Raw genomic sequence first — 12,598 nt, 5'->3', positions numbered from 1 at the left:
GATGGAAGAAAGTATTAATCCAACCATCAATATTGGTCCTGTTACCTTTAATTTAACCATAGTAGTTTTGACTTTGTTGACTGTAGCACTTATTTTTGGCTTTATTTATTGGGCAACTCGAAATATGACTTTGAGACCCACAGGAAAACAAAATGTATTAGAGTATTTATTTGATTTTGTTGTTGGATTTACAAAATCAAACCTTGGTCCAATGATAAAGGATTATTCTCTCTTTTATTTCTGTTTATTCCTATTTATGGCCATTGCAAATAATATTGGCTTAATGGCTAGAATTCAGACTACAGATGGTGTAAATCTTTGGACCTCACCAACAGCAAATTTGTCATTTGACTTGGTCTTGTCTTTTACAATTATCTTAATGACACACGTAGAAGGAATTCGTCGTCGTGGAATCAAAAAGTATTTAAAAGCATTTGTAACACCAGGTTTTATGACACCAATGAATCTCTTGGAAGAAGTTACCAATCTCCTTTCACTTGCATTGCGGGTATTTGGTAATATCTTTGCAGGGGAAGTGATGGCAAGTATGTTAGTCCTACTTTCTCATCAGGCCTTCTATTGGTACCCTATTGCTTTTGGAACAAATCTAATCTGGACTGCATTTTCTGTTTTTATTTCTTGTGTACAAGCATATGTATTTACATTGTTATCTTCAATGTACCTAGGAAATAAAATTAATGATGAAGAATAGAAAGGAGTAGTTTATGAATGTAACAGTAGGTGAATTACTTGGTGATTTTATACTAATCGCTGGTTCCTTTATTCTCTTGCTAGTCTTGGTTAAGAAATATGCTTGGTCAAATTTGACTAGTATTTTCGAACAAAGAGCAGAAAAAATTGCAGCAGATATTGACGGAGCTGAACAAGCACGTCAAAAAGCAGAAGTATTGGCTCAAAAACGCGAAGATGAATTGGCTGGTAGCCGTAAAGAAGCTAAGACAATCATTGAGAATGCGAAAGAAACAGCTGAGAAAAGCAAAGCTAGTATTTTAGCAGATGCTAAGCTAGAAGCAGGACGCTTGAAAGAAAAAGCGAACCAAGAAATTGCTCAAAATAAAGCTGAAGCTTTACAAAGCGTTAAGGGTGAGGTAGCAGATTTGACAATCAGCCTGGCTGGTAAAATCATCTCACAAAACCTTGACGGTCATGCCCATAAAGAACTCATTGATCAGTATATCGATCAGTTAGGAGAAGCTTAATGGACAAGAAAACAGTAAAGGTAATTGAAAAATACAGCATGCCTTTTGTCCAATTGGTTTTAGAAAAAGGAGAAGAAGACCGTATCTTTTCAGACTTAGCTCAAATCAAGCAAGTTGCTGAAGAAACAGGTTTACCTTCTTTTTTAAAAAAAGTGGCAGTAGACGAGTCTGATAAGGAAAAAACAATTGCTTTCTTCCAAGACTCTGTGTCACCTTTATTGCAAAACTTTATCCAGGTTCTTATCTACAATCACAGAGCAAATCTTTTTTATGATATTCTTGTAGATTGCTTGAACCGACTTGAAAAAGAAACAAATCGATTTGAAGTGACGATTACGTCAGCTCATCCTTTAACTGATGAACAGAAGAGTCGCTTGCTCCCTTTGATTGAGAAAAAAATGTCTCTTAAAGTAAGGAGTGTAAAAGAACAAATCGATGAAAGTCTTATTGGTGGTTTTGTCATTTTTGCCAATCACAAGACAATTGATGTGAGTATTAAACAACAACTTAAAGTTGTTAAAGAAAATTTGAAATAGAAAGTGGTGTTCTTTTGGCAATTAACGCACAAGAAATCAGCGCTTTAATTAAGCAACAAATTGAAAATTTCAAACCCAATTTTGATGTGACTGAAACAGGTGTTGTAACCTATATCGGGGACGGTATCGCGCGTGCTCACGGCCTTGAAAATGCCATGAGTGGAGAGTTATTGATTTTTGAAAACGGCTCTTATGGGATGGCTCAGAACTTGGAGTCAACAGACGTCGGTATTATCATCCTAGGTGATTTTACAGATATCCGTGAAGGCGATACAATCCGCCGTACAGGTAAAATCATGGAAGTCCCAGTAGGTGAAAGTCTGATTGGTCGTGTTGTGGATCCGCTTGGTCGTCCAGTTGACGGTCTTGGAGAAATCCACACTGATAAAACTCGTCCAGTAGAAGCGCCAGCTCCTGGTGTTATGCAACGTAAGTCTGTATCAGAACCATTGCAAACTGGTTTGAAAGCTATTGACGCCCTTGTACCGATTGGTCGTGGTCAACGTGAGTTGATTATCGGTGACCGTCAGACAGGGAAAACAACCATTGCGATTGATACAATCTTGAACCAAAAAGGTCAAGATATGATTTGTATCTATGTTGCGATTGGACAAAAAGAATCAACAGTTCGTACGCAAGTAGAAACACTACGTCAGTACGGTGCCTTGGATTACACAATCGTTGTGACAGCCTCTGCTTCACAACCATCTCCATTGCTTTTCCTAGCTCCTTATGCTGGGGTTGCCATGGCGGAAGAATTTATGTACCAAGGTAAGCATGTTTTGATCGTTTATGATGATTTATCAAAACAAGCGGTAGCTTATCGTGAACTGTCACTCTTGCTTCGTCGTCCTCCAGGTCGTGAAGCTTTCCCAGGGGATGTTTTCTACCTTCACAGCCGTTTGCTTGAGCGCTCAGCTAAAGTTTCTGATGAACTTGGTGGTGGATCAATTACTGCCCTACCATTTATCGAGACACAAGCAGGAGATATCTCTGCCTATATCGCAACCAACGTGATTTCAATCACTGATGGACAAATCTTCCTTGGTGATGGTCTCTTCAATGCGGGTATTCGTCCAGCCATCGATGCGGGTTCATCTGTATCTCGTGTAGGTGGTTCTGCACAAATCAAAGCCATGAAAAAGGTTGCTGGTACACTTCGTATCGACCTTGCTTCATACCGTGAGTTGGAAGCCTTCACTAAGTTTGGTTCTGACTTGGATGCGGCAACACAGGCTAAGTTGAACCGTGGACGTCGTACAGTTGAAGTCTTGAAACAACCTGTTCACAAACCATTACCTGTTGAGAAACAAGTAACCATTCTCTATGCTTTGACACATGGTTTCTTGGATACTGTTCCAGTAGATGATATTGTTCGTTTCGAGGAAGAGTTCCATGCCTTCTTTGATGCTCAACATCCAGAGATTTTGGAAACCATTCGTGATACAAAAGACTTGCCAGAAGAAGCAGTCTTGGATGCTGCGATTACAGAGTTTCTCAATCAAACCAGCTTCCAATAAGAATAGAGGTGTCAGATGGCAGTATCTCTAAATGATATTAAAACAAAAATCGCCTCAACAAAAAATACGAGTCAAATCACTAATGCCATGCAGATGGTATCAGCTGCTAAGCTAGGTCGTTCTGAAGAAGCTGCTCGCAATTTCCAAGTTTATGCTCAGAAAGTTCGTAAACTTTTGACGGATATTCTTCATGGGAATGGAGCTGGTAGTTCAACCAATCCGATGTTGATTAGCCGTCCAGTTAAGAAGACAGGCTATATCGTCATTACATCAGACCGAGGTTTGGTTGGAGGTTATAATTCTTCTATTTTGAAAGCCGTTATGGAGCTGAAAGAAGAATACCATCCAGATGGTAAAGGTTTTGAAATGATCTGTATCGGTGGAATGGGAGCTGATTTCTTTAAAGCTCGTGGTATTCAACCACTTTATGAACTACGTGGCTTGGCAGATCAACCAAGCTTTGATGAAGTTCGTAAGATTATTTCAAAAACTGTTGAAATGTACCAAAATGAACTTTTTGATGAACTCTATGTCTGCTATAACCATCATGTCAATACGCTAACTAGTCAAATGCGTGTGGAACAAATGCTTCCGATTGTTGACTTGGATCCAAATGAAGCAGATGACAGTTACAGCTTGACCTTTGAATTGGAAACTAGCCGAGAAGAAATTTTGGAGCAGTTGTTGCCTCAGTTTGCAGAAAGTATGATTTACGGTGCTATTATCGACGCTAAGACAGCTGAAAATGCTGCGGGTATGACAGCCATGCAAACAGCGACAGATAATGCTAAGAAAGTCATTAATGATTTGACAATCCAGTATAACCGTGCCAGACAGGCGGCGATTACACAAGAAATTACAGAAATCGTAGCAGGAGCTAGTGCCTTAGAATAGCCACTAGTCTAGCTCGTATGAAAATGAACTTAGGACCTAGGTAAGCTAGGAACCGACAGTATCTTATATAGAATAGGAGAAGGAGATGAGTTCAGGTAAAATTGCTCAGGTTATCGGTCCCGTTGTAGACGTCTTGTTTGCAGCAGGGGAAAAACTTCCTGAGATTAACAATGCACTTGTCGTCTACAAAAATGACGAAAGAAAAACAAAAATCGTCCTTGAAGTAGCCTTGGAGTTGGGAGATGGTATGGTACGTACTATCGCCATGGAATCAACAGATGGTTTGACTCGTGGAATGGAAGTATTGGACACAGGTCGTCCAATCTCTGTACCAGTAGGTAAAGAAACTTTGGGACGTGTCTTCAATGTTTTGGGAGATACCATTGACTTGGAAGCTCCTTTTACAGAAGATGCAGAGCGTCAGCCAATTCATAAAAAAGCTCCAACTTTTGATGAATTGTCTACCTCTTCTGAAATCCTTGAAACAGGGATTAAGGTTATCGACCTTCTTGCCCCTTACCTTAAAGGTGGTAAGGTTGGACTTTTCGGTGGTGCCGGAGTTGGTAAAACCGTCTTAATCCAAGAATTGATTCACAACATTGCCCAAGAACACGGTGGTATTTCAGTATTTACCGGTGTTGGGGAACGTACTCGTGAAGGGAACGACCTTTACTGGGAAATGAAAGAATCAGGTGTTATCGAGAAAACAGCCATGGTATTTGGTCAGATGAATGAGCCACCAGGAGCACGTATGCGTGTTGCCCTTACTGGTTTGACAATCGCTGAATACTTCCGTGATGTGGAAGGCCAAGACGTGCTTCTCTTTATCGATAATATCTTCCGTTTCACTCAGGCTGGTTCAGAAGTATCTGCCCTTTTGGGTCGTATGCCATCAGCCGTTGGTTACCAACCAACACTTGCTACGGAAATGGGTCAATTGCAAGAGCGTATCACATCAACCAAGAAGGGTTCTGTAACCTCTATCCAGGCTATCTATGTGCCAGCGGATGACTATACTGACCCAGCGCCAGCAACAGCCTTCGCTCACTTGGATTCAACAACAAACTTGGAACGTAAGTTGGTACAATTGGGTATCTACCCAGCCGTTGACCCACTTGCTTCAAGCTCACGTGCCTTGGCACCTGAAATCGTTGGAGAAGAGCACTATGCAGTTGCTGCTGAAGTAAAACGAGTCCTTCAACGTTACCATGAATTGCAAGATATCATTGCTATCCTTGGTATGGATGAGCTTTCTGATGAAGAAAAGACCTTGGTTGCTCGTGCTCGTCGTATCCAGTTCTTCTTGTCGCAAAACTTCAACGTTGCGGAACAATTCACTGGTCAGCCAGGTTCTTATGTTCCAGTTGCTGAAACTGTTCGTGGCTTTAAGGAAATCCTTGATGGTAAACACGATCACTTGCCAGAAGATGCCTTCCGTGGTGTAGGTTCTATCGAAGATGTGATTGCAAAAGCTGAAAAAATGGGATTTTAAGAGGTGATCTATGGCTCAGTTAACTGTCCAGATCGTGACACCAGATGGTCTCGTCTATGATCACCATGCCAGCTTTGTATCAGTTCGAACTCTGGATGGTGAGATGGGAATCTTGCCACGACATGAAAATATGATTGCAGTTTTAGCAGTTGATGAGGTTAAGGTTAAACGTGTAGATGATGAAAATCACGTGAACTGGATTGCAGTAAACGGAGGTGTTATCGAAGTTGCCAATGGCGTTGTCACAATTGTTGCTGACTCTGCAGAACGTGCTCGTGATATCGACGTTAGTCGTGCAGAACGTGCCAAACTTCGAGCAGAGCGTGAAATTGAAGAAGCACAAGACAAACACTTGATTGACCAAGAACGTCGTGCTAAGATTGCTTTGCAACGTGCTATTAACCGTATTAATGTTGGAAATAGACTATAAGAAAAAAATGAACTTGAGTTATCAAGTTCATTTTTTATGTTTTCTTATGGGGCAAAACTGATGCAGACTGCTTCTGGGACATGGAAGTCATTAGAAAGTTCTGCTAGACGTCCAGTTTCAGAATTGCGTTTAAAGACAGTTGCATTGTCAGAGTCCTGATGGACAGCAATGACAAATTCTTGATCCGGTGTCAAATCAAAATCACGTGGAGTCTGACCATGTGTCGGAACGATTTCTAACAACTCTAAGCTACCGTCCGCAAGAATTGTATATACTGCGATAGAATCATGACCACGGTTAGAGGCGTAGAGGTATTTACCATCTTTAGAGAGACGAATAGCAGCAGTACCATTAAAGCCTTCATAACCGTCTGGTAGAGTTGAAATGACTTGCATGCGTTCAAATTCGCCAACACCATCGTAGATTAGAACTTCGATAGTGCTATTGAGTTCACAAATGAGATAAGCGATTTTATAATGGTTATGGAAAATAATATGGCGTGAGCCTGCTCCTGGCTGGCTATGATAGGTATAGAGCTTAGATAATTTTCCTTCTGAATCAAGATCGTAAGTAATTACTTGGTCAGTACCCAAGTCGCAGGTCACTAGATAGTGGTCAGGTGTTAAATCTGTATAGTGAACATGTGGAGAAGCTTGATTTTCATGTGGACCTTGGCCACTGTGTTGATCAACATCACTAAGTAGAAGACTGCCATCTTCCTGACGTTTATAAACAAGGACCTGTCCCTTGTGGTAGTTTGCCGCGTACACCAAATCACGCTCTTCATCAACGGCAACATAACAGTGGGGGGCTCCCTCTTCAACGACGTGGTTTAATAAGGTACCATTAGTTTGATAGGCTGCAATTCCACCCTTATCGTCTTGACTACCAACAGTGTATAAATGTTGATGCTGGTCAAAGGCAAGGTAGGTTGGACTTGGCTCAGTAGCAAAAAGTTCTAGATTTGAAAGCTGACCAGTTTCTGTATCAAAGTCTGCCTTGTAAATCCCTTGAGAAGTCCGACGTGTATAAGTTCCAAAATAAACAGTTTCTTTCATAACTTTACCTCTATATAAAAGATAAGACTATTATATCACAAAAATTGTAGTTGGAGGAATTCTATAACACATAATTAAACATAATAAAATATTAAATTTAACTTGTTTTTGTATTGATTTCCTTTTGAAAAGTGCTATAATAATCCTATACAAATTGCAAAGGAGTTTGTTTATGAAAAAACGTGTTTTCTTAGCAGCAGGAGTTGCTGTACTCTCGGCAGCTGTCCTAGCCGCGTGTTCATCTGGTAATGCTAATAAAGAAGCAAATAAACCAGTTACTTATGCCTATGTATTTTCATCAGATCCTTCGACTCTGGATTATACAGTTTCTGGAAATGTCAGCACTAAACAGGTCACAGGTAACGTAATTGACGGTTTGCTTGAAAATGACCAATATGGGAATCTTGTTCCATCAGTTGCAGAAGATTGGACTGTTTCCAAAGATGGTTTGACCTATACTTATAAAATCCGTCAGGGTATCAAATGGTATACCAATGAGGGGGAAGAGTATGGTGAAGTCAAGGCTCAAGACTTTGTGACTGGTCTGAAACACGCAGCAGATAAGAAATCAAAGGCTCTTTATCTTGTACAGGATTCTATCAAAGGATTGGATGACTATGTAAATGGGAAAACAACGGATTTTTCTACTGTTGGTGTAAAAGCAACAGACGATTATACTGTTGTTTATACTTTGAACCATCCAGAATCTTTCTGGAATTCAAAAACAACAATGGGAGTTCTTGCACCAGTCAATGAAGACTTTTTAGCTTCTAAAGGAGATGACTTTGGTAAACCAACGGATGTAACGAGCATTCTATACAATGGGCCATTTCTCCTCAAAGGTCTTACATCTAAGTCTTCTATAGAAATGACCAAAAACCAAAATTATTGGGATAAGCAGAATGTCTTTATTGATGATATCAAGTTATCCTTCTTTGATGGTCAAGATGCAGACTCTCTAGGACGCGGTTTTGATGAGGGACACTATCCAGCTGCACCACTCTTTAAAAACTCTGCTAACTATGAACGTCTAAAAGAAAAATACAAGGATAATATTGTGTATGGTCAACAGCGTGGAGGAGTTTTTTATATCTCAACCAATATCGACCGTGTAAATTACAATCACACTGCTAAAACAAGTGATACAGAAAAAACTTCTACTAAGAAAGCCTTGTTAAACAAAGATTTCCGTCAAGCCTTGGCTTTTGCGGTAGATCGTAAAGCAGGGATCTCTCAAGTATTTGGTGATGAAGTAGGACCTCGTAAGTTACGGACAAGTTTCACTCCTCCAACATTTGTTCAAGTAGGAGATCAAACATTTGGTCAAGTTACTAAGACAGAATTGGATAAATTGGATAATGTCTGGAAAGATGTTAGTCTTGATGATGCCCAAGATTCACTTCATAATGTAGACAAGGCTAAAGCTAAGTTTGAAGCTGCTAAGAAAACCCTTCAAGCTGATGGAGTACAGTTCCCAATTCATTTAGATTTGCCAATTTCTTCATCAAATCCAGATTTTATTCGTCAGGTTCAGTCTTATAAACAATCCATTGAGGAAGCCTTAGGCTCTGACAATGTAGTTGTTGATATTCAACAAGTTTCTGATGACGAATTGGGAAGTATGACTACTCTAGCTACTTCCAATGCAAATACTGACTGGGATATTAATGCAGTCAGTGGTTGGACTCCAGACTTTGCAGATCCATCGACTTATCTAGATGTATTTGATCCAACTTCAGGTCCAAGTCTCCTAAGTGCTCTTGGTGTGGCACCAGGAACAGACAATCCAGTTATTAAAACAGTTGGATTGGATAAATACAAAGAACTGATTGATGATGCAAATAGTGAGAAAACAGACCTTCAAAAACGTTATTCCAAATATTCTAAGGCTCAAGCTTGGTTGTCAGATAGTGCACTTGTTATTCCAGTATACTCTGATGGTGCTCAAATGCTAGTGACGAAAATGGTTCCTGGCAGTGGTGCCGGTGGCTGGGTAGGTGACAAGACTAGTGAAAATAGCTACAAGTATCTGAAAATCCAAGATAAGATTGTCACTACTAAAGAAATGGATGAGTTCCGCAAGAAATTTGCTGATGAAAAAGCCAAATCCAATGCTGATTATCAGAAGAACTTAGACCGTCACATTCAAGACTAATCGAATCTCCTCTTTTGAGGAGATTTTTTATGTCGCGGTCTCCATGTAAGCACTTTAAAAAAGAGTTATTTTGATTTAAAAATGGTATAATGAGAGAACAATAGAAAGGAAGTATTTATGGATCAAAAAGAGAAACATTTTAGCTTATCTTGGTTTTTCAAGTGGTTTTTGGATAACAAGGCAATTACGGTATTTTTGGTAACCTTATTATTGGGACTCAATCTGTTTATTTTAAGTAAGATTAGTTTTCTATTTTCACCTGTTTCAGACTTTTTGGAAGTTGTGATGTTACCAGTCATTCTATCTGGCCTGCTATATTATTTGTTGAATCCTATTGTTGATTGGATGGAGAAGCATAGGATTAATCGGATCATAGCCATTAGTATTGTCTTTGTGATTATCGCTCTCTTTATCATTTGGGGCTTGGCAGTAGCTATTCCAAATCTGCAACGTCAAGTTTTAACATTTGCAAGAAATGTACCAATCTACCTTGAAGATGCTGATCGAGTTATTGATGATTTGGTAACTAAGCGTTTACCAGATGATTTCAGGCCTCAGCTAGAACAAGTTTTGACAAACTTTTCAAGTCAGGCTACAGTTTGGGCAAGTAAAGTTTCTTCTCAGGCAGTCAACTGGGTAAGCGCCTTTATTAGCGGTGCTTCTCAAGTGATTGTTGCCTTGATTATCGTTCCTTTCATGCTCTTTTATCTCTTACGTGATGGGAAAGGCCTGCGTAACTATTTGACCCAATTCATGCCAACGAAATTGAAAGAACCTGTTGGACAGGTCTTGTCAGATGTGAATCAACAGTTGTCCAACTATGTTAGAGGGCAAGTAACAGTGGCTATTATTGTAGCAGTAATGTTTATGATTTTCTTTAAAATCATTGGTCTACGCTATGCAGTTACGTTGGGGGTTACTGCTGGTATTTTAAATCTGGTTCCTTATTTGGGCAGCTTCTTAGCCATGCTTCCTGCCCTAGTATTGGGCTTGATTGCTGGGCCAGTCATGCTTTTGAAAGTAGTGATTGTCTTTATAGTAGAACAAACTATTGAAGGCCGTTTTGTCTCTCCATTGATTTTAGGAAGTCAATTAAACATCCATCCCATTAATGTTCTCTTTGTTTTGTTAACTTCAGGATCCATGTTTGGTATCTGGGGAGTCTTGCTCGGTATTCCAGTTTATGCCTCTGCTAAGGTTGTCATTTCAGCGATTTTTGAATGGTATAAGGTAGTCAGTGGCCTATATGAACTAGAAGGAGAGGAAGTAAAGAGTGAACAATAGTCAACAGATGTTACAGGCTTTGGAAGAGCAAGATTTAGTTAAGGCAGAACATTATTTCGTCAAAGCTTTAGAAAATGATCCAAGTGACCTTCTGTATGAGTTAGCCACCTATCTAGAAGGGATTGGTTTTTATCCTCAGGCCAAGGAAATTTACTTGAAAATAGTAGAGGACTTTCCAGAGGTTAATCTCAATCTGGCAGCTATTGCTAGTGAGGATGGTCAAATCGAAGAAGCATTTGCTTATCTAGAGGAAATCCAAGCTGACAGTGACTGGTATGTTTCGGCTTTGGCTCTGAAGGCAGACCTCTACCAGCTGGAAGGTTTGACAGATGTGGCGCGTGAGAAATTATTGGAGGCCTTGATTTACTCAGAAGATCCTCTCTTGATATTGGGATTAGCAGAGTTGGATAGTGAGTTGGAAAATTATCAAGAGGCCATTCAAGGCTATGCCCAGTTAGATAATCGTACTATTTATGAGAAAACAGGCATTTCTACCTATCAACGAATTGGCTTTGCCTATGCACAGTTGGGGAAATTTGAAACGGCTACAGAGTTTTTAGAAAAAGCCCTGGAGTTAGAATACGATGACCTAACAGCTTTTGAGTTGGCCAGTCTTTACTTTGATCAAGAAGAATATCAAAAAGCTGTTCTATACTTTAAGCAACTTGATACCATTTCACCTGATTTTGAAGGCTATGAGTATGGTTACAGTCAGGCCTTACATAAGGAACATCAAGTTGCAGAAGCCCTGCGTATTGCTAAGCAAGGATTAGAGAAAAATCCCTTTGAAACTCGCCTTTTGCTAGCCGCTTCACAATTCTCTTATGAATTACATGATGCTAGCGGAGCAGAAAATTATCTCCTTACTGCAAAAGAAGACGCTGAGGATACAGAAGAAATCTTGCTTCGTTTAGCAACTATTTATCTGGAGCAGGAGCGTTATGAGGATATTCTAGACTTGCAGAGCGAGGAGCCAGAAAACCTTTTGACCAAGTGGATGATTGCTCGTTCTTATCAAGAATTGGACGATTTAGATACTGCCTATGAGCATTACCAAGAGTTGGCAGGAGATTTAAAGGACAATCCAGAGTTTCTGGAACAATATATTTATCTCTTGCGTGAATTGGGCTACTTTGAGCAAGCAAAAGTCAATGCACAAGCTTACTTAAAACTGGTTCCAGACGATGTGCAAATGCAAGAACTATTTGAGAGATTGTAAGGATATATTTTAAAAACTGTATCTAATCATTTTTGATAGATATAGTTTTTCTTTTTTAAAGAGAATTTTTTTACAAAAATTCTTGGTTATTTTGTTTATTTATGCTATAATAGGAACAATTATTTTTAGGAGGTGCAGTATGTCTTATTTGTTTGAGATATTACCAAGTTTATTGAGCGGTGCAAGCATGACTTTGCAGGTTTTTGCACTGGTCTTGATTTTTTCTATTCCCTTGGGCGTTTTGATTGCCTTTGCCTTGCAAGTCCATTGGAATCTCCTCCATCATCTGATTAATATTTATATTTGGATTATGCGAGGCACACCCTTGCTCTTGCAATTAATCTTTATCTATTATGTGCTGCCAAGTATTGGGATTCGTTTGGACCGTCTTCCTGCGGCTATCATTGCCTTTGTGTTGAATTATGCGGCTTACTTTGCTGAAATCTTTCGTGGGGGAATTGATACCATTCCTAAAGGTCAATATGAGGCTGCTAAGGTCTTGAAGTTCAGTCCTTTTGCCACAGTACGCTATATTATCTTGCCCCAAGTGACCAAGATTGTTCTTCCGAGTGTCTTTAATGAAGTCATGAGTTTGGTCAAGGATACCTCTCTGGTCTATGCTCTGGGTATTTCTGACCTTATCTTGGCTAGTCGCACAGCTGCAAACCGTGATGCTAGTCTGGTTCCAATGTTTTTGGCAGGAGCCATTTACTTGATTTTGATTGGTATTGTGACCATTCTTGCCAAAAAAGTTGAGAAGAAGTACAGTTACTATAGATAGGAGGCTGCC

The 12,598-nt window shown here is 39.7% G+C and carries 12 protein-coding genes; 11 read left to right on the top strand and 1 reads right to left on the bottom strand.

What is annotated here, in order from left to right; translation table 11 throughout:
- Position 1: 1 nt before the first annotated feature.
- The 7 genes from atpB (at position 2) to N8N51_RS04105 (ending at position 6,092) form a co-directional block, all read left to right on the top strand.
- Positions 2–712 (top strand): F0F1 ATP synthase subunit A, encoded by a 711-nt coding sequence (atpB, locus tag N8N51_RS04135; protein ID WP_000392870.1) that lies wholly within the window; start codon positions 2–4, stop codon positions 710–712.
- A gap of 13 nt (positions 713–725) precedes the next feature.
- On the top strand, positions 726–1,220 hold the full coding sequence (gene atpF / locus N8N51_RS04130; protein WP_001103468.1) for a F0F1 ATP synthase subunit B: 495 nt from the start codon (positions 726–728) through the stop codon (positions 1,218–1,220).
- Positions 1,220–1,756 carry a F0F1 ATP synthase subunit delta gene (locus tag N8N51_RS04125; RefSeq protein ID WP_004256581.1) on the top strand — a complete coding sequence of 179 codons (537 nt, stop codon included), beginning with the start codon at positions 1,220–1,222 and terminating at the stop codon, positions 1,754–1,756. The genes atpF and N8N51_RS04125 overlap by 1 nt, the downstream gene beginning before the upstream one ends.
- 14 nt (positions 1,757–1,770) lie before the next feature.
- The gene (gene atpA, locus N8N51_RS04120; RefSeq protein WP_000996629.1) at positions 1,771–3,276 is read left to right on the top strand and encodes a F0F1 ATP synthase subunit alpha; all 1,506 of its coding nucleotides are present in this window, start codon (positions 1,771–1,773) and stop codon (positions 3,274–3,276) included.
- Between the two features lie 15 nt (positions 3,277–3,291).
- Positions 3,292–4,170 (top strand): F0F1 ATP synthase subunit gamma, encoded by an 879-nt coding sequence (locus N8N51_RS04115; RefSeq protein WP_000301224.1) that lies wholly within the window; start codon positions 3,292–3,294, stop codon positions 4,168–4,170.
- Positions 4,171–4,255: 85 nt separating this feature from the next.
- A complete protein-coding gene (atpD, locus tag N8N51_RS04110; protein WP_000094357.1) occupies positions 4,256–5,662 on the top strand; it encodes a F0F1 ATP synthase subunit beta in 1,407 nt (468 codons plus the stop codon).
- Positions 5,663–5,672: 10 nt separating this feature from the next.
- On the top strand, positions 5,673–6,092 hold the full coding sequence (locus N8N51_RS04105) for a F0F1 ATP synthase subunit epsilon (protein WP_004256585.1): 420 nt from the start codon (positions 5,673–5,675) through the stop codon (positions 6,090–6,092).
- Positions 6,093–6,136: 44 nt separating this feature from the next.
- Here N8N51_RS04105 and N8N51_RS04100 read toward each other — a convergent pair whose 3' ends face one another.
- The gene (locus tag N8N51_RS04100) at positions 6,137–7,150 is read right to left on the bottom strand and encodes a lactonase family protein (protein ID WP_261103613.1); all 1,014 of its coding nucleotides are present in this window, start codon (positions 7,148–7,150) and stop codon (positions 6,137–6,139) included.
- A gap of 172 nt (positions 7,151–7,322) precedes the next feature.
- Between N8N51_RS04100 and N8N51_RS04095 the strand changes: the two genes are divergently transcribed.
- The 4 genes from N8N51_RS04095 (at position 7,323) to N8N51_RS04080 (ending at position 12,589) form a co-directional block, all read left to right on the top strand.
- The gene (locus tag N8N51_RS04095) at positions 7,323–9,305 is read left to right on the top strand and encodes a peptide ABC transporter substrate-binding protein (protein ID WP_045607109.1); all 1,983 of its coding nucleotides are present in this window, start codon (positions 7,323–7,325) and stop codon (positions 9,303–9,305) included.
- 117 nt (positions 9,306–9,422) lie between these two features.
- Positions 9,423–10,589: an AI-2E family transporter gene (locus N8N51_RS04090; RefSeq protein ID WP_084926606.1), complete on the top strand. Its 1,167-nt coding sequence runs from the start codon at positions 9,423–9,425 to the stop codon at positions 10,587–10,589.
- Complete coding sequence (locus N8N51_RS04085) at positions 10,579–11,808, top strand: tetratricopeptide repeat protein (RefSeq protein WP_261103612.1); 1,230 nt, start codon at positions 10,579–10,581, stop codon at positions 11,806–11,808. Before N8N51_RS04090 ends, N8N51_RS04085 begins: the two co-directional genes overlap by 11 nt.
- 139 nt (positions 11,809–11,947) lie before the next feature.
- A complete protein-coding gene (locus tag N8N51_RS04080; RefSeq protein ID WP_084926877.1) occupies positions 11,948–12,589 on the top strand; it encodes an amino acid ABC transporter permease in 642 nt (213 codons plus the stop codon).
- Positions 12,590–12,598: the final 9 nt, after the last annotated feature.

Origin of the sequence: Streptococcus mitis (genome assembly GCF_946188685.1) — a bacterium.
Taxonomy (GTDB): Bacteria; Bacillota; Bacilli; order Lactobacillales; family Streptococcaceae; genus Streptococcus; species Streptococcus mitis_CC.
This window is presented reverse-complemented; position numbering and strand designations above follow the sequence as displayed.

Bases quoted from the DNA above. Each gene is read 5' to 3' on its own strand.
- atpB (WP_000392870.1), top strand. From the start codon at position 2: ATGGAAGAAAGTATTAATCCAACCATCAATATTGGTCCTGTTACCTTT.
- atpF (WP_001103468.1), top strand. From the start codon at position 726: ATGAATGTAACAGTAGGTGAATTACTTGGTGATTTTATACTAATCGCT.
- N8N51_RS04125 (WP_004256581.1), top strand. From the start codon at position 1,220: ATGGACAAGAAAACAGTAAAGGTAATTGAAAAATACAGCATGCCTTTT.
- N8N51_RS04115 (WP_000301224.1), top strand. From the start codon at position 3,292: ATGGCAGTATCTCTAAATGATATTAAAACAAAAATCGCCTCAACAAAA.
- atpD (WP_000094357.1), top strand. From the start codon at position 4,256: ATGAGTTCAGGTAAAATTGCTCAGGTTATCGGTCCCGTTGTAGACGTC.
- N8N51_RS04105 (WP_004256585.1), top strand. From the start codon at position 5,673: ATGGCTCAGTTAACTGTCCAGATCGTGACACCAGATGGTCTCGTCTAT.
- N8N51_RS04100 (WP_261103613.1), bottom strand. From the start codon at position 7,150: ATGAAAGAAACTGTTTATTTTGGAACTTATACACGTCGGACTTCTCAA.
- N8N51_RS04095 (WP_045607109.1), top strand. From the start codon at position 7,323: ATGAAAAAACGTGTTTTCTTAGCAGCAGGAGTTGCTGTACTCTCGGCA.
- N8N51_RS04090 (WP_084926606.1), top strand. From the start codon at position 9,423: ATGGATCAAAAAGAGAAACATTTTAGCTTATCTTGGTTTTTCAAGTGG.
- N8N51_RS04080 (WP_084926877.1), top strand. From the start codon at position 11,948: ATGTCTTATTTGTTTGAGATATTACCAAGTTTATTGAGCGGTGCAAGC.